Here is a 19,514-nt window from a genome sequence, read left to right as displayed (position 1 = left end):
CGCGTCTTTGGGGAGAGGTAAGTGGCGTGCTCATGGGGGTTGTTCTTACGCGGCGACACAAAATTTTGAGCACTAAACTCTCATATTTTGCACAATTCGCTTGCTATGTCGCGCGGGTAGTCTATCCGGCTTCCAACAAGCAAAAGACATGGCAGGCGCATGACCGAAACCTCTCTCTCGACCCGGGAAAACCCGGATAGAACTGCCGCGCGGGATTGGGTTTCGACGCTTGCCAAATACCGCGAACCTAATCAATGGCGCAGTTCCTTTGAGCTGGGTGTCAGCATTATCCCATTCTTTGTGCTTTGGGCGCTGTCCTGGATGGCATTATCCATCAGCTACTGGCTGGCATTTGCCATTGCGGTCCTGAATGCGGCCTTCCTGCTGCGCCTGTTTGCGATCCAACACGATTGCGGGCACGGGGCGTTCTTCAAGAACCGGACAGTCAGCGACTGGGTTGGACGGGTGATCGGGGTGCTGACCCTAACACCCTATGATGTCTGGCGCCGCACTCATTCTTACCATCACAACAGTTCGGGTAACTTGGACAAGCGGGGAATGGGGGATATCCACACGCTGACAGTGGCTGAGTACCAATCCAAGTCTCCCATGAACCGGTTCTGGTATCGCGTTTACCGAAATCCCATTACTCTGTTCGTGCTTGGCCCCGGTTATTTGTTCCTGTTCCAGAACCGCCTCCCGCTGGGTTTGACGGGCAGTGTGAGGTTCTGGGTCAGCGCGATGGGCACCAATGTTGCCATCCTGGCCGCTCTTCTGGCCGTCTACTACTTTGGCGGCATAATGCCGGTCTTGCTGATCTTTCTGCCATCAACCCTGATTGCGGCAACTGCCGGAGTATGGCTGTTTTATGTACAGCACCAATTCGAAGAAACGCATTGGGATTCGGACGACGATTGGCAACTGCATGAGGCGGCCCTTCACGGTAGCTCGCACTATATTCTGCCGTCCGTGTTGCAGTGGTTCAGCGCCAATATCGGCATCCACCACGTGCACCATCTGTACAGCCGCATTCCGTTCTACCGCCTGACCGAGGTGCTGCGGGATCACGACGAACTGGCCAACAGCAATCAGATGACCATCCGCGAGAGCCTCGCCAATGCGCGGCTGCATCTGTGGGATGAGCAAAGTCGTCGCCTGTTATCCTTCGCCGAGGCGCGCGCGCTTTATGGGTGAGAGGCAGGTTCTGCAGCCAGTAGGGCCGTCGGATAGACGTCAAAAAAGCATATGTGACCCTGGAAGAGGTTAACACCATCGACGTATCCACTGGTCTTTGATCGGACCTGTCTTTGGAGAGAGATAGAAGCCCCCGCGAAAGCGGGGGTTTTTTGTTAACTACGGGCAGAATGGGTGTGACGAATTTTCCTTTAGGTTGAGGAAGTATTGCGTATCTCGACCTAAGAGTTATCAAGTCTTGATATTAAATTTGTTGAGAGGGCCCTATGAGCAAAATTGGTCTTTATGTTTATCAATTGATGCTTAGTCGAAAAGACAACTACCAGTCGGTTCCGTTTTCTGATGCTGGGACTGGATCGGAGTTGCATGAATTTCTTCCGCAGTTTGTTGCTTCTAAGTTCACAACCCTCCAAAATAACAACATTGAGAGAAGCTGGCGCTTGGAACCGGAAGAAGATCAAGGGCGTAGTCGTCATGGACTTGTTCATTACGGCACCTATGGATTTAGCTCCAAGATAGTTAATCCTGCGAATAGCGAAGTTCTCTACGACCGAACTGCCGGGGACGTTGAAGAGATTCCGCTATATTATCAGTTCTGGGTTCCTGATTTTGGAAACTATGGATTTGCAGCGCTCCAGTCCTTTCGAGAGCGTTCATGTGTGTCTCAGGTATTGGGTGATCTAACTAAGGATTTCAGCGACAGATTTGAGCATCTTAGGTTGACAACGAGAAAGGTAATGCCGACCTCCGATGACGCGTATCGAAACTCTCCAGTCAAGAAGCTTATATTATCGAAAAAGAGGGTGCCAAAAGACAGGGCTGAGATTTTGAGAAACTTGCCTCCAGAAGAACTCAATGTTGAGCTTTCGTTCTCTGCGGGCAGGTCAGGATTGTTCGGAACGTACTCCGATGTAGCCCCACAAATTCGCGCGGCTCAAGGGGGTACGGCGTTTTTGTTTGAGGGTATCGAGTTTGAGGAAGCAAGCGCTCTGATCAGCATCGGAAAAACCTATCGAAAAGTTGGTATTGTTGGTCCTTCAAACAACGCAGGTGTCATCGACATCACCGAAGACGTTGATTTGGATGAGGATCAGCATCCTTCTTTCGACTCTATTTCGGAAGTCGCGACAAATGTCATTACTGACTTTCGCGCAGAATATGGGATGTTGTAATGAAGATTTCGGTTGGAGCCATCGTCAATGCTCATATTGCAACGCTGCGTAATGTCGGTGCTAACGAAGTTAGCAAGCTTGATTTAACGATCTTCTTTGCCATTCCCGCGTTACTTGGTTTGATCGCATGGTATTTCGGCGCGCGTTTGTCTGATGAAGTATATAGCGTCTCGATCTCCGTTTTCTCTATTTTCTCGGCGCTTTTGTTTAGTGCTCAAGTTGCGATGTACGGTGTTTTTCGCGCAGATAGAAAAGCGACTGGCGATGCGATCTTAGAGGCTGATGCGCAGGTGGAGGCTCAGAATGCGCGTGAGTTGCTGAGAGAGGTCAACGCGAACGTTTCCTATTTGATATTGCTTTCATGCGTGGCCGTTACGACATTCTTAGTTTTCTTTGCTGCGCCAGTTCCATGCAGCGTGGAAGCCGGATTATTAATTGGAATCTACTCACATTTTCTTTTGACAGTGGCGATGGTCCTCAAGCGTGCCCATGAGGTTTTTGACTCGGAGTATTCCAAGCCACTGCGTTTTGAAGGAACCCACGACTGAAAGACGTATTAATCGTTTTACGAGTAGGCTTTGATTTCTGGTGAAAGATGAGTCGCTACCTATAGACACCCACCCCCAACCCTGTTACACGCTCCCAATCTTGCGGCCTCGGATTCGTTCCGGGGCCTCTGATATTTGTAACCGGGGACCTTCGGGGCCCTATACCCTTGGCACCTACGGGGGCCTATCACATAGTGGGGAAACTCCCTGCACTTGCTAAACGGAAGACAGAAAGCATGGCACTCAAGTCGTACAAGCCGACGACGCCGGGCCAGCGCGGGCTGGTGCTGATCGACCGTTCGGAGCTTTGGAAAGGACGTCCGGTCAAGTCTCTCACTGAGGGTTTGACCAAATCGGGCGGCCGGAACAACACCGGACGGATCACTTCACGCCGCCGCGGCGGTGGCGCAAAGCGTCTCTACCGGATCGTTGACTTCAAACGGAACAAATTTGATGTCGCGGCAACCGTCGAGCGGATCGAATATGACCCGAACCGGACCGCATTCATCGCACTGGTAAAATACGAAGACGGCGAGCAGGCATATATCCTGGCTCCGCAGCGTCTGGCTGTTGGTGACAAAGTCGTGGCATCCGCCAAGGCCGACATCAAGCCGGGCAACGCAATGCCGTTCTCGGGCATGCCCATCGGTACCATCGTCCACAACATCGAGATGAAGCCTGGTAAAGGCGGTCAGATCGCACGTGCGGCCGGTACATACGCTCAGTTCGTTGGTCGCGATGGCGGCTACGCTCAGATCCGTCTGAGCTCGGGCGAGCTGCGCATGGTCCGTCAGGAATGCATGGCCACCGTTGGTGCCGTGTCCAACCCCGACAACAGCAACCAAAACCTCGGTAAAGCCGGTCGTATGCGCCACAAGGGCGTTCGCCCGTCGGTTCGTGGTGTTGCAATGAACCCGATCGACCACCCGCACGGTGGTGGTGAAGGTCGTACCTCGGGTGGCCGTACGCCGGTTACCCCGTGGGGTAAGGACACCAAGGGTAAGCGTACCCGCAACAAGAACAAAGCGTCCCAGAAGCTGATCATCCGCTCGCGGCACGCCAAGAAGAAGGGACGTTAATCTATGTCTCGCTCTGTTTGGAAGGGTCCTTTCGTCGATGCTTACGTGCTGAAAAAAGCCGAAGCAGCGCGCGAGTCGGGCCGCAACGAAGTCATCAAGATTTGGTCGCGTCGTTCCACCATTCTGCCCCAGTTCGTGGGTCTGACCTTTGGTGTGTACAACGGCCATAAGCATATCCCCGTCAACGTCTCGGAAGACATGATCGGTCAGAAGTTCGGTGAATACTCGCCGACTCGTACCTATTACGGTCACGCCGCTGACAAAAAAGCGAAGCGGAAGTAAGTCATGGGCAAGGAAAAGAACCCCCGCCGCGTGGCTGAAAACGAAGCAATGGCGAAAACGCGCATGCTCCGTACTAGCCCGCAGAAACTGAACCTGGTTGCGCAGATGATCCGCGGCAAGAAAGTTGAGAAGGCTCTGACCGACCTGACTTTCTCGAACAAGCGTGTCGCGCAGGACGTCAAGAAGTGCCTGCAGTCTGCAATCGCCAACGCCGAGAACAACCACAACCTGGATGTCGACGAACTGATCGTCGCCGAAGCCTGGGTTGGCAAGAACCTGGTCATGAAGCGCGGTCGTCCGCGTGCCCGTGGCCGTTTCGGCAAGATCATGAAGCCGTTCTCGGAGATCACCATCAAGGTGCGTCAAGTTGAGGAGCAAGCCTAATGGGACATAAAGTCAATCCGATCGGCATGCGCCTTCAGGTCAACCGTACCTGGGACAGCCGCTGGTACGCCGACACCAAGGACTACGGTGATCTTCTGCTGGAAGACCTCAAAATCCGTGAGTTCATCAACAAAGAGTGCAAGCAGGCCGGTGTTGCCCGTGTGATCATCGAACGTCCGCACAAGAAGTGCCGCGTTACGATCCACACTGCACGTCCCGGTGTCATTATCGGCAAGAAAGGTGCAGACATTGAAGTTCTGCGCAAAAAGCTTGCTCGCATGACCGACAGCGAATTGCACCTGAACATCGTCGAAGTGCGCAAGCCCGAGCTTGACGCGCAGCTGGTTGCTGAGTCCATCGCTCAGCAGCTGGAGCGCCGCGTCTCGTTCCGCCGCGCGATGAAGCGGTCGGTTCAAAACGCCATGCGCATGGGCGCCCTGGGTATCCGGGTGAACGTCGCTGGTCGTCTGGGCGGCGCCGAAATCGCTCGGACCGAGTGGTACCGCGAAGGCCGCGTGCCTCTGCACACCCTGCGTGCCGACATCGATTACGCACATGCCGAAGCGATGACTCCCTACGGGATCATCGGGATCAAGGTCTGGATCTTCAAAGGTGAGATCATGGAGCACGATCCGCAGGCACGTGACCGTAAAGCACAGGAACTCCAGGACGGCCCTGCACCTCGTGGTGCTGGTGGCGGTCGTCGCTAAGGAGGGAAAGATATGCTTCAACCAAAGCGTACTAAATTCCGCAAGATGCACAAAGGCCGGATCAAGGGGCTCGCCAAAGGCGGTTCCGATCTGAACTTTGGCACCTACGGTCTGAAAGCACTGCAGCCCGAGCGCGTCACCGCGCGTCAGATCGAAGCTGCACGTCGTGCCATGACCCGTCACATGAAACGTCAAGGCCGCGTCTGGATCCGGATCTTCCCGGATACTCCCGTGACCTCGAAGCCAACCGAAGTCCGTATGGGTAAAGGTAAAGGCTCCGTTGACTTCTGGGCAGCGAAAGTAAAGCCCGGTCGTGTGATGTTCGAAATTGACGGCGTCAATGACGACATCGCCCGCGAGGCCCTGCGCCTGGCCGCGATGAAGCTGCCGATCAAGACCCGCGTTGTGGTCCGCGAAGACTGGTAAGCGATTGGGGCTTTGACCCCACTCGTTACAAGAATGACCCTCGTCGGGAAACCGGCGGGGGTTTTCTTTTGGTTCGGTAACCCGTGCTTCGTGGATCGTGAAAAACGTCGACCTCCCTCCGCCGCACCCCTAGGCTAGCTTGCAGGAATGGGAGGGTCCTATGGTTCAGCTACGCAAAAAGATGCTCATTAAGGAAGTCATAACCACCGACCAGTTGGGCCAACCTTGTGATCCGATCAGTCGAGTCGCAGCGATGGCGGTGATGCAGAACCCTCTGGCCGGGCAATTTTCGGACGATCTTTCAGAGTTGTTCGAGATCGGCGCCATTCTGGGTTCGGAACTCGCCGCTGAGGCAGTTTCTCAACTTGATGGGCCGCCGGTTTCGTACGGCAAAGCCGCGATTGTCGGCATGAACGGCGATCTTGAGCAGGGCGGGGCGGTGATCCACCCCAAACTCGGTGCGCCCATGCGCGCTGCGGTGGGCGGAGGTGAGGCGGTGATACCGTCCAACGCCAAGCTGGGCGCGCCAGGTTGCGCGATTGATCTTCCGCTGGGGCACAAGGACAATCCGTGGTCGTTCGATCATTTCGACACTATGACGCTGAACATCCCAGATGCGCCGAAACCGGATGAGATCGTGCTTTGCCTCGCCTATGCCGACGGAGGTCGCCCGATACCGCGCTGTGGCAAAGGGCCCATCAAGACCTAAGCGGCTGGTCTTGCTGAGAGGGCTGGGGTATGCCCGGCCCATGGCACAAATTGAATCACTCTTCGTCACACGACTCTATCGCGCAGCCCTGTCCGAGTTCGATCCCAGGATCGACGCGGAGGAATTGGAAAGTTCATGCTTCGTCATTGCTGAAGATGATGAGGCCGGGCAGGACTGGTGTGAAGCGAACGCATACCCCGGCTACACCAGTTATGCTTCGCTGACCGATTTGCCTTGGCGATTTCCGATATTTGCCGATCTTGTCAAAGTGCTGGATCAGCACGTCGCGGCTTTCGCCAAGGATTTGGAGTTTGATCTGGACGACCGCGCGTTGAAGCTTGAGGATCTGTGGATCAATATCCTGCCCGAGGGCGGAATGCATGCCAGTCACCTGCACCCTCACAGTGTCATTTCGGGCACAACCTATGTGTCCATGCCGGAAGGGGCCAGTGCACTGAAACTGGAAGACCCACGTTCGGGCCTTATGATGGCCGCCCCGACGAGGCTGAAAGGCGGGCGTCGGGAATTACAGCCTTTCATCTACATGAAGCCACAGGTGGGCGACGTCCTGCTGTGGGAAAGCTGGCTGCGCCACGAGGTGCCGATTAATATGGCCGAGGACGAGCGGATTTCTGTTAGCTTCAACTATAAATGGGAATGAAGCGTCTTAAAGCGTCAAGGTGAAAGCGCTCCAGTTACTTCGTCGGAGGATACTATGACCAAAACAGCTCTCGTCACAGGCGCATCATCCGGAATTGGTAGGGAATTGGCACGTTATCATGCGTCGCGAGGCGGCAATCTGATCATCAGTGCGCGACGCGGAGATGCGTTAGATGCCCTCAGATCAGAGCTTGAGGCAGCCCACGATGTTACTGTCACTGCCATTCCGCTTGATCTGGGTGCTGTTGGAGGCGCGGAAAAACTTTATGAGGCCGTCAAGAGCAAAGACCTGACGGTCGACTACCTGATCAACAATGCTGGATTCGGAGGGCATGGGGCTTTTTTGGATCGCCGCCTTTCGGACGATCTGGATATGATCCGGCTGAACGTCGAAGCCCTTGTCTCTCTGTGTCATCTGTTCGGCAGGGATATGATCAGTGGCGGTGGCGGAAAGATACTGAATGTCAGTTCGACTGCGGCACATATGCCGGGTCCATTGCAGGCGACCTATTTTGCCACCAAGGCCTATGTTTCGAGTTTCAGTCAGGCGCTCGCGGAGGAGCTGAAAGGTAAGGGCGTCACTGTGACGGCGCTGGAGCCAGGCTATGTCGTGACCGAATTTGCTGCTGCTGCAAATCTTGAGGGCACGAAGCTTGTTGCCCAAAAAGGGGCGACCGCTGAGGCCGTGGCCAAAGTGGGCTACGACGCCATGATCGATGGGAAGCTCACGATGATCAACGATAAGTCGCTCGCGTTTGTGCTGGGTTGGGTCATGCCGTTGCTGCCGCGACGCGCGCGCCTGAAAATGGTTCGGAAAATGCAGGAGAAAGGTGCCTGAGCACTTGGCCGCGTTTGTCGGGATCCAGAAAGGTCGCAGTAGTGATCTGCTGCCCGGTTTCAGAGGGCGGCGGTAATTTGGAAACAGGTAGTTTCATCTGCCCGAATACGGTTTGAAACTTTCCCTTGCCACCCACCCCCCAAACCCTTATACGGCGGCATCCTGCGATCTCCCGGCGTTGTCGGGCGATTCGTATGTCTATCATTCATCCACCAGGTCAAAGGTGACCCTGTAAGGGGGCCTTCTGGTGTTTTGAGCAAAGGAAAAAGGCGATGAACGCCCAAGAACTGCGTGACAAGACCCCGGACCAGCTCCGCGAGGAACTGGCCAACCTGAAGAAAGAAAGCTTTAACCTGCGCTTTCAACAGGCAACCGGTCAGCTGGAAAACACAGCCGGCATCAAAGCGGCCCGCCGCAATGCTGCCCGTGTCAAAACCATTCTGAACGAAAAGGCCGCTGCTGCGGCATCCGAGGAGTAATCAGATGCCCAAGCGTATCCTGCAAGGCACCGTGACCAGCGACGCCAACGAACAGACCATAACCGTATCCGTCGAGCGCCGCTTTACGCATCCGGTTCTGAAGAAAACCATCCGTAAGTCCAAGAAATACCGGGCTCACGATGAAAAGAACGCCTTCAAGGTCGGCGACACCGTACGCATCATCGAATGCGCGCCGAAATCGAAGACGAAACGTTGGGAGGTTCTGGAGGCGTAAGCCCCCAGGACTTTTCATTTGTCGAAACCCTGGGGGATTTAACGAGACCAGCCCCCACAGGTCGGGAGAAACCACATGATCCAGATGCAGACCAATCTGGATGTCGCTGACAACTCCGGCGCACGCCGAGTTCAGTGCATCAAGGTCCTGGGTGGTTCCAAGCGTAAATACGCCTCCGTAGGCGACATCATTGTCGTCTCGGTGAAGGAAGCCATCCCGCGCGGCCGCGTGAAGAAAGGGGACGTCCGCAAGGCCGTCGTCGTACGCACCGCCAAGGAAGTCCGTCGTGAAGACGGCACCGCGATCCGTTTCGATCGCAACGCCGCCGTCATCCTGAACAACAACAACGAGCCCGTAGGTACCCGTATCTTTGGCCCCGTTGTTCGTGAACTGCGCGGCAAGAACTTCATGAAAATCATCTCGCTGGCTCCGGAGGTGCTGTAATCATGGCTGCTAAACTCCGCAAAGGCGACAAGGTCGTCGTGCTGGCCGGCAAGGACAAGGGCAAAGAGGGAACTATCACCTCGGTTGACCCGAAAGCCGGTAAAGCTGTTGTCGATGGCATCAACATCGCCATTCGCCACACCCGTCAGTCGCAAACCTCGCAAGGTGGTCGCCTGCCTCAGGCAAACCCGATCGAGTTGTCGAACCTGGCACTGCTGGACAAAAACGGCAAAGCAACCCGCGTTGGCTTCCGCATGGAAGGCGACAAGAAGGTGCGCTTCGCCAAGACCACAGGGGACGTGATCGATGCTTGATAACGCAACCTACACCCCGCGTCTGAAAGCTCAGTACGCCGAAACCATCCGTGCCGCTCTGAAAGAAGAGTTCGGCTACAAGAACGACATGCAGCTGCCCAAGCTGGAAAAAATCGTTCTGAACATCGGTTGTGGTGCTGAGGCCGTCAAAGACTCGAAAAAAGCGAAAGCTGCTGTCGAGGATCTGACTGCGATTGCTGGCCAGAAGGCCGTTGCAACCAAGGCGAAGAAGTCGATCGCGGGTTTCCGCGTCCGTGAAGACATGCCGCTGGGTGCGAAAGTGACCCTGCGCGGCGACCGGATGTACGAATTCCTGGATCGTCTGATCACCATCGCGATGCCTCGCGTTCGTGACTTCCGCGGTGTGAAGCCGTCTTTCGATGGTCGTGGCAACTTTGCCATGGGCATGAAAGAGCACATCGTGTTCCCTGAGATTGATTTCGACAAGGTCGATGAAGTCTGGGGCCTGGATATCGTAATTGCCACCACAGCGAAAACCGACGCTGAAGCAAAGGCATTGTTGAAAGCATTCAACATGCCGTTCAACGCGTAAGCGCCGGGAGGATTGAGACATGGCTAAAAAAGCAATGATCGAACGCGAGAAGAAGCGCGAACGCCTGGTGGCCAAATATGCCGCAAAGCGTGCCGAGCTGAAAGAAATCGCGAATGACGAGAGCAAGCCGATGGAAGAGCGTTTCAAAGCGCGTCTGAAACTGGCGAAACTGCCGCGCAACAGCTCGGCTACCCGTCTGCACAACCGTTGTCAGCTGACCGGTCGTCCCCACGCTTACTACCGTAAGCTGAAGGTCAGCCGTATCGCGCTGCGCGAGCTGGGTTCTGCTGGTCAGATCCCCGGCATGGTGAAATCGAGCTGGTAAGGGAGACATAGATATGAATGATCCTATCGGCGATATGCTCACCCGTATCCGCAACGCGCAAATGCGCGGCAAGTCCACCGTTTCCACCCCGGCTTCCAAGCTGCGCGGCTGGGTTCTGGACGTGCTGGCGGACGAAGGTTACATCCGTGGCTACGAAGCGACGACCGGTGAAAACGGTCATCCGGCCATCGAAATCAGCCTGAAATACTACGAAGGCACCCCTGTTATTCGCGAACTCAAGCGGGTTTCCAAGCCTGGCCGTCGCGTCTACATGGGCGTCAATGACATCCCGCAGGTCCGTCAGGGTCTGGGCGTGTCGATTGTCAGCACTCCGAAAGGTGTGATGTCGGACGCAAACGCTCGCTCCAACAATGTTGGCGGCGAAGTGCTCTGCACCGTCTTCTAAGGAGGTCTGCAATGTCTCGTATTGGTAAAAAACCGGTCGAGCTGCCCAGCGGCGTTACCGCCTCTGTGTCGGGTCAGACCATCGAAGTGAAAGGTCCGAAAGGCACTCGTAGCTTCACCGCCACCGACGACGTTACGTTGTCGGTTGAAGACAACGTGGTCAAGATCGATCCCCGTGGCATGTCCAAGCGTGCGCGACAGCAGTGGGGCATGAGCCGCACCATGGTCGCTAATCTTGTTGAAGGCGTAACAAACGGCTTCAAAAAAGAGCTGGAGATCCAGGGTGTTGGTTACCGGGCTCAGATGCAGGGTAATACCCTGAAGCTGAACCTAGGCTACAGCCACGATGTTGATTTCACTGCTCCGGAAGGTGTCACCATCACCGCGCCGAAGCAGACCGAGATCGTTGTGGAAGGTATCGACCAGCAGCAGGTGGGCGAAGTCGCGGCCAAAATCCGCGAATGGCGCCGTCCCGAGCCGTACAAAGGCAAGGGCATCCGCTATAAGGGCGAGTTCATCTTCCGCAAGGAAGGCAAGAAGAAGTAAGGACGCAGACAATGGCAAACAGCAAAAGAACCCTGTTTCTGAAGCGCCGCCTGCGCGTTCGGAACAAACTTCGCAAGGTCAACGCGGGTCGTCCCCGTCTGTCCGTACACCGTTCGAACAAGAACATCTCTGTTCAGCTGATCGACGACGTACGTGGCGTGACCCTGGCCGCAGCCTCGACCCTGGAAAAGGATCTGGGCGTTGTGGGCAAGAACAACGTCGAAGCGGCCACCAAAGTGGGCGCGGCCATCGCCGAGCGCGCCAAAAAGGCAGGCGTCGAAGAGGCCTATTTCGATCGTGGCGGCTTCCTGTTCCACGGCAAGGTGAAGGCTCTGGCCGACGCCGCGCGTGAAGGTGGTCTGAAGATCTAAGACTTGCGGGCAGCTTTGCGGCTGCCCCGATGATCCGGGGGCCTCGGCGACAGTCGGGGCTCACTTGGATTGAACTAAACGGCGCCGCATGCGCCACATGAGAAAAGGGATGCCAAATGGCAGAACGTGAAAACCGTCGGGGCCGTGGCCGCGATCGTGAAGAAGCGCCGGAGTTTGCAGATCGTCTGGTCGCAATCAACCGCGTGTCGAAAACCGTAAAAGGTGGTAAGCGCTTTGGCTTCGCCGCTCTGGTGGTTGTCGGCGATCAGAAAGGCCGCGTCGGCTTTGGCAAAGGTAAAGCGAAAGAAGTACCTGAAGCCATCCGTAAGGCGACTGAACAAGCCAAGCGTCAGATGATCCGCGTGCAACTGCGCGAAGGTCGTACTCTGCACCACGATATCGAGGGGCGTCACGGCGCTGGTAAAGTGGTTATGCGCACCGCACCTGAAGGTACCGGTATCATCGCCGGTGGTCCGATGCGTGCTGTGTTCGAAATGCTGGGCGTTAAGGACGTTGTGTCCAAGTCGCTGGGCTCGCAGAACCCGTACAACATGATCCGCGCCACCATCAACGGCCTGCAGAAAGAGCAGAGCCCGCGTTCGGTTGCCGCACGTCGTGGCAAAAAGGTTGCGGACATCCTGCCCAAGCGGGACGAAGCACCCGCTGCTGCTGAAGCAGAAGCATAAGGAGAGCGACCCATGGCAAAAACCATCGTCGTCAAGCAGATCGGCTCCCCGATCCGCCGCCCCGCCGAACAGCGCGCAACCCTGATCGGCCTGGGCCTGAACAAGATGAACAAAACCCGTGAACTGGAAGACACACCTTCGGTCCGCGGTATGGTCAACAAGATCCCGCATCTGGTTGAGATCATCGAAGAGCGCGGCTAAGCGCAGTCTCTTTCGCGAATTGAAAGGCCCCCGAAGTTTCGGGGGCTTTTTTCGTGTTTGCGATTGTGTTTGTCCGCTTTGAGCCCAAAGCGGTCTAGTGTGGCTGCCATTTCAGAGCATCATTTTGATTGGGAAACTTGGCGCGCAATTTAAAGCCGGCAGAGATTTTCCTTTCTGCCTTAGATCACCTCGATGCTAGGCTCGGGATAATTCGCCTTGCTGAGTATGGAAAAACTATGACCAAACTGAATGTCTCCCGTCGTACAGCAATAACCGGTCTTGGTTGCGCATCGATGATCGCGATTGCCAATGCCACATCCTCTTATGCGGCCTCGACATTGCAGGATCTTGGAGGCCAGCTCCAAACACTGCCTGAGATCACTGTCTACACAGCGCGGCGTGTCATCACCATGGAAGACAACGACCCGGCTATTAACGCGGTTGCCGTGGTCGGAGACCGTATTCTGGCCGCTGGCCCGCGCGACAAACTCGTTGACCGGATCGGTTCGCAGCCGTTTCGGCTGGACGATCAGTTCTCCGAAAAAGTTATTATCACGGGTTTGATCGACCAGCATGTGCATCCTTTCCTCGCGGGATTGACCCTGACCTCCGAGATAATATCGATCGAGGATTGGAACATTCCGACTGGCCTTTCGAAGGCCGCCGTCGATGAAGCAGATTATAAGTCTCGTTTGCAAGCCGCCGAAGCGGCTATGGATGATCCCGACGCTTTGCTGCTGACGTGGGGGTACCATCACTTCTTTCATGGCGAGATCAGGCGTGCGCAACTCGACGAGATCAGTAGCACGCGTCCAATCATCATAATCCACCGATCTGCGCACGAGTTTGTCCTTAACACTCCAGCATTGAAATTTCTGGGTATCACCGAGGATTTTGTTAATGGCTTTGAGGGGCTCGCTCTTGAGCAATCGAGTTTCGAGGACGGGTATTTCTTCGAGGCAGGCATGTTCGCCGTTCTTCCCGCAGTCGCTCCGGTGCTTGCTACACCAGAGCGCCTGGGCGCGGGTTTGAGGCTGGCGCGCGAGTATATGCACCGTGCAGGCGTCACAGTTGCTGCGGAACCGGGTGGCGTGCTGTCCCGGCCTCTTCAAGAAGCAACCAACGCGGTCTTTTCAGGATCCGATACCCAACTCAGGACCTATTTCATACCTGACGGGAAATCCCTGGCTGCCTTGCACTTTCAAAATGGTTCGATGATTGAGGAGACCGAAAAACTGCTGGACTGGGGTGAAGGTAAGACGGCGTTCATGCCGAAGCAGGTGAAACTCTTCGCCGATGGCGCTGTTTACAGTTTGGCCATGCAGGTATCGAAGCCTTATGTGGGCGGCGATTTCCACGGCGAGTGGATCATGCAGCCGGACGAGTTCAATCCCGTATTCGATGCATATTGGGATGCAGGTTACCAAATACATGTTCATCAGACCGGCGACCTTGCCGTGGACTTGATCTTGGACGCTGTTGAGCGAAACATGCGCCGGAAGCCGCGGGCAGGTCACCGTACAACATTGGTTCACTTCGGTTATGCGAGAGAAGATCAAGCAAAGCGGATCGCTGAGCTGGGCTGCATCGTCAGCGGCAATCCATACTACGTAACTGCGCTGTCAGATCGATATAGCGAGCTTGGACTGGGCCCGGAACGTGCGGATGACATCGTTCCCCTTGGGCCAATTAAGGCCAACGGCATTCCGATCTCATTCCATTCCGACGTACCAATGGCTCCCGGTGAACCGCTGTTCCTAGTATGGGCTGGCGTAAACCGAACGACCTTCTCAGGCCGTGTCGCAGGCCCAGAACACCGCCTGTCGGTCGAAGACGCTTTGCGGGCTGTGACTATCGATGCGGCCCAATCCTTGCGATTGGAGGATGAGGTTGGCTCTATCGCTCCCGGCAAGTTGGCGAACTTCACCATCCTTGAAGAGGACCCATTCGAGGTGGAAGCCGATAAGATTAAAGACATCGGTATCTGGGGGACCGTACTTGAGGGTGACATTTTTCCAGTGTCAGACGACTTCGATCTCGACCGCGCGTCATTATCGCCAAACCGGGATACAATAAATCCACCAACAAAGCCGCTGTATGCGCTTGCCGATTTATCGGGCATCGCCCAGAAAGGCATGCTTGCCGGATGCTCGTGTTGCGCTTCACCCGTATCTCAGTCGTGCACGACATCTGCAGCGGGAAAAATCTCTGCTGTTAGCTGTTGCGGGACCAATGCTTTGGGGTGGGCCGTCGTGTCCGAATGGGCCTCCAGAGTTTAGATTGGAGCCAAGCCAAGGATAGGTTTCGGTCGTCGGCATTGTCTGAAATGCGGTCGGTCGAACGGAATGATCGGCACAACTGCTTCAAGTTCAAAGTAGAGTTGCTAATCTTACTCTTCGCCAGCTTGCGGCAGACGATTACTTCACACATCGCGTGAGTGTTGAGCTTTCTACAGCCAAAGGGTTACGCTCTAAATCGGTTACAAATCAATCGCACGATCGTATTCGATAAGCACGTCAACACTTCCGCGAGGTACCAAATTGCACAAGCCTAGAAAAACAAACTTTGGTGCTGTAACAGCGTTGGTTCTTTCAAATACACTAATGGCTGCCCCTCTTGAAGCTCAGCAGGCCGTTCCGGTGACCTATTCGCTTGAAGCAGGCGTGGTTTATGGACAGGGGTTCGTGACGAAAGAGGGTGAGGAGGTTTCGCGCGACTTGTGGATGGACATCTATCATCCGACCGAAGCCACAACCACGCCGCGACCCGCTGTAGTCCTCACCTTTGGCGGCGCATTCCATCGCGGCAGTCCGCGGCTTACGTTTCAATCGGGTGGCGCTCAGGATACCTCGATGGGCAACTATTGCCGTCGGTTTGCCGCGAGGGGCTATACGTGCTTTGCAATCGACTATCGGCTGACACCCGAAGGGCCTGTGCCGTCAGGGGAAGGGTATCAAGCAGATTGGATCGCGCCCGACAGTCTGTTGCCTCTGTTGCCCCAAGCCAACCATATTCGGGGGACTATGGACCTGCCGCCGCTTGATTTCAGCATCCCCGAACAAGAGAAGACAATGGTTGATGGCGTGATCTCGGCTGCCGAAGACTTGCGCAAAGCGGTGCTTCATATCCGCGAGTTCGCGGACACATACGAGATCGATCCGAACCGTATCGCGCTTGGTGGCTTTTCCGCGGGTGCAGTAACATCTTGGAACGTCGCGCATGGTATGGGAGTTTCCGTCTCCGGCGTTTTTCTCCTGTCTGGAACCGATGCCGGGTTTGACGTGAACAAGGCTGTCACGGCCTCTTCAAACAGACCACCGATACTAATGTTTATGGGGCAGTATGATTTGGCAGGCGCGTTGTCTTCCGTTCCAATGCTCATCGATCACTACCAAAAAGTTGGCGTGGATCACGAGTTCGCATGGGTGCCGGGCTTCGGCCATTTCTATCCCGCTGGCGCAGCCAGTTTGGGTAGCGATGCAGTGAGTATGTCTGTGGAAGGTCGGATTGCCGAGTTCCTCGAACGCGTTATCGGAAAAGGGTCATAACGTTCAGATCACTAGCTGCAAGCGACAATTGACTGATGCGTGGCACTAGTCGCCTTGCGCAATGCCCGCTTAGTCCGCAAAGTGGACATACGTTGCATTCAGAGTAGCCTGCGTACTCCCGCTTGCCATTCCCCCACCGCATATCGGCTAGACCAAAACGCGCGTTGTTAGCGATATCGAACACTCCTATCTGAGCCTTGTCCACAAAGGAACAAATGGAAACGCCCGGGGAATACGCCTCGGAACAGAAAGGAAATTAGATATGGCACATACAGCAACACTGACACATGGCGGTTTCAACCTGAGTGCTCGTATTGCGAGCTTTGTTGAGCGCGTAAAAGAAAACCGCGCTCGGGCTGCAGAATACAGCCGCACCTATCGCGAACTGCAAAGCCTGAGCAATCGCGAGCTGGACGATATCGGCGTTCGCCGTTGTGATATCGCAGATATTGCACGCGACCACGCATATTGCGCGTAACACCTGAACCACTCACCGTTGAAGAGGCGCCAATCTGGCGCCTTTTTTGGTTTTGGCAATTGTGATGGATCAAACCTTGCAACGCAGGGCACAACGCTGTAGAGCGCTCCGGTGGATTTCCATCCACGAGAATCAAAATCAAGAAATGCCGTGTTTGGCCCATCACGCTTCGGGGGTCACATCCGGCTTAGGAGAAGCGAAATGAAACTGAACGAATTGCGCGACAATCCTGGCGCCGCACCTAAACGCACCCGCGTTGGCCGTGGTCCCGGTTCTGGCAAAGGTAAAATGGGTGGCCGTGGTATCAAAGGCCAGAAATCCCGTTCGGGTGTGGCCATCAATGGCTACGAAGGCGGCCAGATGCCGCTCTATCAGCGTCTGCCCAAGCGTGGCTTCAACAAGCCGAACCGCAAGGAATTCGCTGTTATCAACCTGGGCCTGATCCAGAAATTCGTCGACGCCGGCAAGCTGGACGCCAAAGCTGCGATCACCGAAGATGCACTGGTTGCCTCCGGTCTGGTTCGTCGCAAGCTGGACGGTGTCCGCGTTCTGGCCAAAGGTGAAATCACCGCCAAAGTGAACCTGGAAGTCACAGGTGCTTCGAAATCTGCTGTTGAGGCAGTTGAGAAAGCGGGCGGTTCACTGACGGTCACAAAAGCTGCTGCGGCAGAGTAAGCGCTTGTGAGCGGGCCAAGACCCGCTTACATAGACCTCAGAGTTTTCCAAGACGCCGCCCGAGCCGGAAAACGGTTCCGGGCGGTGTTTTCATAAGAGAGACCGATTTATGGTATCAGCAGCAGAACAAATGGCAGCCAACACAAGCTGGGCTGCTTTGGGCAAAGCCACCGATCTGCGCAACCGCATCCTGTTCACGCTGGGTTTGTTGATCGTCTATCGTCTGGGCACCTTCATTCCGGTCCCAGGTATCGACGGGCAAGCCCTGCGTGAGTTCATGGAGCAAGCGGGGCAGGGCATCGGCGGCATGGTTTCGATGTTCACCGGCGGGGCGCTGGGGCGGATGGGTATCTTTGCCCTCGGCATCATGCCCTATATCTCGGCCTCGATCATCGTGCAGCTGCTGACATCGATGGTTCCCGCGCTCGAACAGCTCAAGAAAGAGGGCGAGCAAGGGCGCAAGAAGATCAACCAATACACCCGTTTCGGTACCGTGGCTCTGGCCACCGTTCAGGCTTATGGTCTGGCGGTTTCGTTGGAATCGGGCGATCTTGCGACCGATCCGGGCATGTTCTTCCGTATGTCGACCATGATCACTTTGGTCGGCGGCACCATGTTTCTGATGTGGCTGGGCGAGCAGATCACCGCACGCGGCATCGGTAACGGTATCTCTCTGATCATCTTCGTTGGCATTATTGCCGAGGTTCCCGCCGCTCTGGCGCAGTTCTTCGCTTCGGGCCGCAGCGGTGCGATCAGCCCCGCCGTGATCGTGGGTGTGATCATCATGGTCATCGCCGTGATCACCTTTGTGGTGTTCATGGAGCGGGCCCTGCGCAAGATCCATATCCAATACCCGCGCCGTCAGGCTGGTATGAAAGTCTACGAAGGCGGCTCCAGCCACCTGCCGGTCAAAGTGAACCCGGCGGGTGTGATCCCTGCGATCTTTGCAAGCTCGCTGCTGTTGCTGCCGGTAACGATCTCGACCTTTTCGTCGGGCGCCACAAATGGCCCGGTGATGTCGTGGCTGCTGGCCAACTTCGGCCCCGGACAGCCGCTTTATCTGCTGTTCTTCGCTTCGATGATCGTGTTCTTCGCCTATTTCTACACGTTCAACGTTTCGTTCAAGCCGGACGATGTGGCGGACAACCTGAAAAAGCAGAACGGTTTTGTGCCGGGTATCCGTCCCGGCAAGAAGACCGCCGAGTATCTGGAATACGTCGTCAACCGCGTGCTGGTTCTGGGTTCGGCCTATCTGGCGGCCGTTTGTCTGCTGCCTGAAATCCTGCGGGGCCAGTTTGCTATCCCGTTCTATTTCGGCGGCACCTCGGTTCTGATTATCGTCTCTGTGACCATGGACACGATCCAACAAGTCCAGAGCCACCTGCTGGCGCATCAATACGAAGGGCTGATTGAAAAGTCCCAGCTGCGCGGCAAAGGCAAGAAACGCGGCAGAAAGGGAGCTGCTCGTCGATGAACATCATTCTTCTCGGCCCCCCGGGGGCAGGCAAAGGAACGCAGGCGCGTCACCTGGTTGAAACCCGCGGTATGGTGCAACTCAGCACCGGAGACATGCTGCGCGAGGCCAAAACCTCGGGCACGGAGATGGGCCAGAAGGTTGCTGCGATAATGGACGCGGGTAAGCTGGTCACCGATGAGATCGTGATCGGCCTAATCGAAGAGAAACTGACCACCGAAAAAGGCGCCGGTTTCATCTTTGACGGCTTCCCCCGGACGTTGGCACAGGCCGACGCGCTGTCGGCTCTGCTGACCAAGCTGGGCCAGTCGCTGCATACGGTGATCGAGATGCGTGTGGATGATGACGCGCTGGTGGACCGGATTACGGCGCGGTCAACCTGCGGCGGATGTGGGGAGGTCTATAACGACAACACCAAACCGATTCCTGCGGATCGCAAATGCACCAATTGCGGTAAGGAAAATGACTTCGTCCGTCGTGCCGACGACAACGAAGACAGCCTGCGTACGCGCTTGATGGAATACTACAAGAAGACCTCTCCGCTGATTGGTTACTACTACGCCAAAGGCGATCTGCGTCCGGTGAACGGGCTGGCGGATATCAAGGAAGTCACCGCGTCGATTGAGGCGGTTCTTGGCTGATATCAATATGGGCTTGACGGCACCGCCAAAAGCCCATATCGACCCCCATCCCTAAAGGGAATCAAAACCGCATGCGGGATTCGTCCCAATTGCCCCGACCACCTCGAATAATACTGGACCCTCTGGCGTCACTGCCA

28 protein-coding genes and 1 pseudogene are annotated in these 19,514 nt (G+C 55.7%); all 29 read left to right on the top strand.

Annotated elements, in window-relative coordinates:
* Positions 1–159 precede the first annotated feature (159 nt).
* Positions 160–1,194: a fatty acid desaturase gene (locus ACRZ9U_RS06735; RefSeq protein ID WP_170402816.1), complete on the top strand. Its 1,035-nt coding sequence runs from the start codon at positions 160–162 to the stop codon at positions 1,192–1,194.
* A gap of 23 nt (positions 1,195–1,217) precedes the next feature.
* A pseudogene (locus ACRZ9U_RS06730) lies at positions 1,218–1,295 on the top strand (50S ribosomal protein L23); the annotation flags it as partial.
* Between the two features lie 165 nt (positions 1,296–1,460).
* A complete protein-coding gene (locus ACRZ9U_RS06725) occupies positions 1,461–2,366 on the top strand; it encodes a hypothetical protein (RefSeq protein ID WP_170737463.1) in 906 nt (301 codons plus the stop codon).
* Positions 2,366–2,914: a hypothetical protein gene (locus ACRZ9U_RS06720; RefSeq protein ID WP_170402810.1), complete on the top strand. Its 549-nt coding sequence runs from the start codon at positions 2,366–2,368 to the stop codon at positions 2,912–2,914. The genes ACRZ9U_RS06725 and ACRZ9U_RS06720 overlap by 1 nt, the downstream gene beginning before the upstream one ends.
* A gap of 236 nt (positions 2,915–3,150) precedes the next feature.
* Positions 3,151–3,993 (top strand): 50S ribosomal protein L2, encoded by an 843-nt coding sequence (gene rplB / locus ACRZ9U_RS06715; protein WP_008757664.1) that lies wholly within the window; start codon positions 3,151–3,153, stop codon positions 3,991–3,993.
* Between the two features lie 3 nt (positions 3,994–3,996).
* Positions 3,997–4,275, top strand: coding sequence for a 30S ribosomal protein S19 (rpsS, locus tag ACRZ9U_RS06710; protein WP_010437056.1), 279 nt, complete (start codon positions 3,997–3,999; stop codon positions 4,273–4,275).
* 3 nt (positions 4,276–4,278) lie between these two features.
* Entirely contained in the window at positions 4,279–4,659 is a 381-nt protein-coding gene (gene rplV / locus ACRZ9U_RS06705; protein ID WP_039538267.1) for a 50S ribosomal protein L22, read from the top strand.
* On the top strand, positions 4,659–5,369 hold the full coding sequence (gene rpsC, locus ACRZ9U_RS06700; RefSeq protein ID WP_008758042.1) for a 30S ribosomal protein S3: 711 nt from the start codon (positions 4,659–4,661) through the stop codon (positions 5,367–5,369). The genes rplV and rpsC overlap by 1 nt, the downstream gene beginning before the upstream one ends.
* Positions 5,370–5,381: 12 nt before the next feature.
* Entirely contained in the window at positions 5,382–5,795 is a 414-nt protein-coding gene (gene rplP, locus ACRZ9U_RS06695) for a 50S ribosomal protein L16 (protein ID WP_039538270.1), read from the top strand.
* 160 nt (positions 5,796–5,955) lie between these two features.
* Positions 5,956–6,504, top strand: a complete 549-nt coding sequence (locus ACRZ9U_RS06690) for an amino acid synthesis family protein (protein WP_170402807.1) — start codon at positions 5,956–5,958, stop codon at positions 6,502–6,504.
* A gap of 40 nt (positions 6,505–6,544) precedes the next feature.
* Positions 6,545–7,165 (top strand): 2OG-Fe(II) oxygenase family protein, encoded by a 621-nt coding sequence (locus tag ACRZ9U_RS06685; protein ID WP_170402804.1) that lies wholly within the window; start codon positions 6,545–6,547, stop codon positions 7,163–7,165.
* 54 nt (positions 7,166–7,219) lie between these two features.
* Entirely contained in the window at positions 7,220–8,002 is a 783-nt protein-coding gene (locus tag ACRZ9U_RS06680; protein WP_170402801.1) for an SDR family NAD(P)-dependent oxidoreductase, read from the top strand.
* Between the two features lie 272 nt (positions 8,003–8,274).
* Positions 8,275–8,481 carry a 50S ribosomal protein L29 gene (rpmC, locus tag ACRZ9U_RS06675; RefSeq protein ID WP_010437082.1) on the top strand — a complete coding sequence of 69 codons (207 nt, stop codon included), beginning with the start codon at positions 8,275–8,277 and terminating at the stop codon, positions 8,479–8,481.
* A gap of 4 nt (positions 8,482–8,485) precedes the next feature.
* A complete protein-coding gene (rpsQ, locus tag ACRZ9U_RS06670; RefSeq protein WP_170402798.1) occupies positions 8,486–8,716 on the top strand; it encodes a 30S ribosomal protein S17 in 231 nt (76 codons plus the stop codon).
* A gap of 75 nt (positions 8,717–8,791) precedes the next feature.
* On the top strand, positions 8,792–9,160 hold the full coding sequence (gene rplN, locus ACRZ9U_RS06665; RefSeq protein WP_008757934.1) for a 50S ribosomal protein L14: 369 nt from the start codon (positions 8,792–8,794) through the stop codon (positions 9,158–9,160).
* 2 nt (positions 9,161–9,162) lie between these two features.
* Complete coding sequence (gene rplX / locus ACRZ9U_RS06660) at positions 9,163–9,474, top strand: 50S ribosomal protein L24 (RefSeq protein ID WP_010437096.1); 312 nt, start codon at positions 9,163–9,165, stop codon at positions 9,472–9,474.
* Complete coding sequence (gene rplE, locus ACRZ9U_RS06655; RefSeq protein ID WP_170392897.1) at positions 9,467–10,027, top strand: 50S ribosomal protein L5; 561 nt, start codon at positions 9,467–9,469, stop codon at positions 10,025–10,027. Before rplX ends, rplE begins: the two co-directional genes overlap by 8 nt.
* 19 nt (positions 10,028–10,046) lie before the next feature.
* The gene (gene rpsN, locus ACRZ9U_RS06650; RefSeq protein WP_010437098.1) at positions 10,047–10,352 is read left to right on the top strand and encodes a 30S ribosomal protein S14; all 306 of its coding nucleotides are present in this window, start codon (positions 10,047–10,049) and stop codon (positions 10,350–10,352) included.
* 13 nt (positions 10,353–10,365) lie between these two features.
* Positions 10,366–10,758, top strand: coding sequence for a 30S ribosomal protein S8 (rpsH, locus tag ACRZ9U_RS06645; protein ID WP_010437099.1), 393 nt, complete (start codon positions 10,366–10,368; stop codon positions 10,756–10,758).
* An 11-nt stretch (positions 10,759–10,769) separates the two neighbouring features.
* Complete coding sequence (rplF, locus tag ACRZ9U_RS06640) at positions 10,770–11,303, top strand: 50S ribosomal protein L6 (RefSeq protein WP_170392896.1); 534 nt, start codon at positions 10,770–10,772, stop codon at positions 11,301–11,303.
* Between the two features lie 11 nt (positions 11,304–11,314).
* Positions 11,315–11,674 (top strand): 50S ribosomal protein L18, encoded by a 360-nt coding sequence (rplR, locus tag ACRZ9U_RS06635; protein WP_170392895.1) that lies wholly within the window; start codon positions 11,315–11,317, stop codon positions 11,672–11,674.
* A gap of 116 nt (positions 11,675–11,790) precedes the next feature.
* Positions 11,791–12,360 carry a 30S ribosomal protein S5 gene (gene rpsE, locus ACRZ9U_RS06630; protein ID WP_155148691.1) on the top strand — a complete coding sequence of 190 codons (570 nt, stop codon included), beginning with the start codon at positions 11,791–11,793 and terminating at the stop codon, positions 12,358–12,360.
* A gap of 12 nt (positions 12,361–12,372) precedes the next feature.
* Positions 12,373–12,561, top strand: a complete 189-nt coding sequence (gene rpmD, locus ACRZ9U_RS06625; protein ID WP_170402795.1) for a 50S ribosomal protein L30 — start codon at positions 12,373–12,375, stop codon at positions 12,559–12,561.
* Between the two features lie 236 nt (positions 12,562–12,797).
* The gene (locus tag ACRZ9U_RS06620) at positions 12,798–14,840 is read left to right on the top strand and encodes an amidohydrolase (RefSeq protein WP_480761338.1); all 2,043 of its coding nucleotides are present in this window, start codon (positions 12,798–12,800) and stop codon (positions 14,838–14,840) included.
* Positions 14,841–15,164: 324 nt separating this feature from the next.
* Positions 15,165–16,109: an alpha/beta hydrolase gene (locus tag ACRZ9U_RS06615; RefSeq protein ID WP_170403767.1), complete on the top strand. Its 945-nt coding sequence runs from the start codon at positions 15,165–15,167 to the stop codon at positions 16,107–16,109.
* 262 nt (positions 16,110–16,371) lie between these two features.
* A complete protein-coding gene (locus tag ACRZ9U_RS06610) occupies positions 16,372–16,587 on the top strand; it encodes a DUF1127 domain-containing protein (protein WP_170402789.1) in 216 nt (71 codons plus the stop codon).
* 201 nt (positions 16,588–16,788) lie between these two features.
* Positions 16,789–17,262, top strand: a complete 474-nt coding sequence (gene rplO, locus ACRZ9U_RS06605) for a 50S ribosomal protein L15 (protein WP_170402786.1) — start codon at positions 16,789–16,791, stop codon at positions 17,260–17,262.
* A 109-nt stretch (positions 17,263–17,371) separates the two neighbouring features.
* Positions 17,372–18,736, top strand: a complete 1,365-nt coding sequence (gene secY / locus ACRZ9U_RS06600; protein WP_170392890.1) for a preprotein translocase subunit SecY — start codon at positions 17,372–17,374, stop codon at positions 18,734–18,736.
* Positions 18,733–19,377: an adenylate kinase gene (locus ACRZ9U_RS06595; RefSeq protein ID WP_170392889.1), complete on the top strand. Its 645-nt coding sequence runs from the start codon at positions 18,733–18,735 to the stop codon at positions 19,375–19,377. Before secY ends, ACRZ9U_RS06595 begins: the two co-directional genes overlap by 4 nt.
* Positions 19,378–19,514: the final 137 nt, after the last annotated feature.

The organism is Ruegeria sp. D7, from assembly GCF_056534355.1.
The sequence above is the reverse complement of the archived record's forward strand: the minus strand, read 5'-3'. Positions and strand labels throughout refer to the sequence as shown.

Coding starts and splice junctions, on each gene's coding strand:
- rpsH (WP_010437099.1), top strand. CDS start 10,366: ATGAATGATCCTATCGGCGATATGCTCACCCGTATCCGCAACGCGCAA.
- rplN (WP_008757934.1), top strand. CDS start 8,792: ATGATCCAGATGCAGACCAATCTGGATGTCGCTGACAACTCCGGCGCA.
- ACRZ9U_RS06690 (WP_170402807.1), top strand. CDS start 5,956: ATGGTTCAGCTACGCAAAAAGATGCTCATTAAGGAAGTCATAACCACC.
- rplF (WP_170392896.1), top strand. CDS start 10,770: ATGTCTCGTATTGGTAAAAAACCGGTCGAGCTGCCCAGCGGCGTTACC.
- rpsS (WP_010437056.1), top strand. CDS start 3,997: ATGTCTCGCTCTGTTTGGAAGGGTCCTTTCGTCGATGCTTACGTGCTG.
- rplB (WP_008757664.1), top strand. CDS start 3,151: ATGGCACTCAAGTCGTACAAGCCGACGACGCCGGGCCAGCGCGGGCTG.
- rplO (WP_170402786.1), top strand. CDS start 16,789: ATGAAACTGAACGAATTGCGCGACAATCCTGGCGCCGCACCTAAACGC.
- rpmD (WP_170402795.1), top strand. CDS start 12,373: ATGGCAAAAACCATCGTCGTCAAGCAGATCGGCTCCCCGATCCGCCGC.
- rpmC (WP_010437082.1), top strand. CDS start 8,275: ATGAACGCCCAAGAACTGCGTGACAAGACCCCGGACCAGCTCCGCGAG.
- rpsC (WP_008758042.1), top strand. CDS start 4,659: ATGGGACATAAAGTCAATCCGATCGGCATGCGCCTTCAGGTCAACCGT.
- rplE (WP_170392897.1), top strand. CDS start 9,467: ATGCTTGATAACGCAACCTACACCCCGCGTCTGAAAGCTCAGTACGCC.
- ACRZ9U_RS06735 (WP_170402816.1), top strand. CDS start 160: ATGACCGAAACCTCTCTCTCGACCCGGGAAAACCCGGATAGAACTGCC.
- rplP (WP_039538270.1), top strand. CDS start 5,382: ATGCTTCAACCAAAGCGTACTAAATTCCGCAAGATGCACAAAGGCCGG.
- secY (WP_170392890.1), top strand. CDS start 17,372: ATGGTATCAGCAGCAGAACAAATGGCAGCCAACACAAGCTGGGCTGCT.
- rplX (WP_010437096.1), top strand. CDS start 9,163: ATGGCTGCTAAACTCCGCAAAGGCGACAAGGTCGTCGTGCTGGCCGGC.
- rpsN (WP_010437098.1), top strand. CDS start 10,047: ATGGCTAAAAAAGCAATGATCGAACGCGAGAAGAAGCGCGAACGCCTG.
- ACRZ9U_RS06725 (WP_170737463.1), top strand. CDS start 1,461: ATGAGCAAAATTGGTCTTTATGTTTATCAATTGATGCTTAGTCGAAAA.
- ACRZ9U_RS06685 (WP_170402804.1), top strand. CDS start 6,545: ATGGCACAAATTGAATCACTCTTCGTCACACGACTCTATCGCGCAGCC.
- ACRZ9U_RS06680 (WP_170402801.1), top strand. CDS start 7,220: ATGACCAAAACAGCTCTCGTCACAGGCGCATCATCCGGAATTGGTAGG.
- ACRZ9U_RS06595 (WP_170392889.1), top strand. CDS start 18,733: ATGAACATCATTCTTCTCGGCCCCCCGGGGGCAGGCAAAGGAACGCAG.
- rplR (WP_170392895.1), top strand. CDS start 11,315: ATGGCAAACAGCAAAAGAACCCTGTTTCTGAAGCGCCGCCTGCGCGTT.
- ACRZ9U_RS06620 (WP_480761338.1), top strand. CDS start 12,798: ATGACCAAACTGAATGTCTCCCGTCGTACAGCAATAACCGGTCTTGGT.
- ACRZ9U_RS06720 (WP_170402810.1), top strand. CDS start 2,366: ATGAAGATTTCGGTTGGAGCCATCGTCAATGCTCATATTGCAACGCTG.
- rpsQ (WP_170402798.1), top strand. CDS start 8,486: ATGCCCAAGCGTATCCTGCAAGGCACCGTGACCAGCGACGCCAACGAA.
- rpsE (WP_155148691.1), top strand. CDS start 11,791: ATGGCAGAACGTGAAAACCGTCGGGGCCGTGGCCGCGATCGTGAAGAA.
- ACRZ9U_RS06610 (WP_170402789.1), top strand. CDS start 16,372: ATGGCACATACAGCAACACTGACACATGGCGGTTTCAACCTGAGTGCT.
- ACRZ9U_RS06615 (WP_170403767.1), top strand. CDS start 15,165: ATGGCTGCCCCTCTTGAAGCTCAGCAGGCCGTTCCGGTGACCTATTCG.
- rplV (WP_039538267.1), top strand. CDS start 4,279: ATGGGCAAGGAAAAGAACCCCCGCCGCGTGGCTGAAAACGAAGCAATG.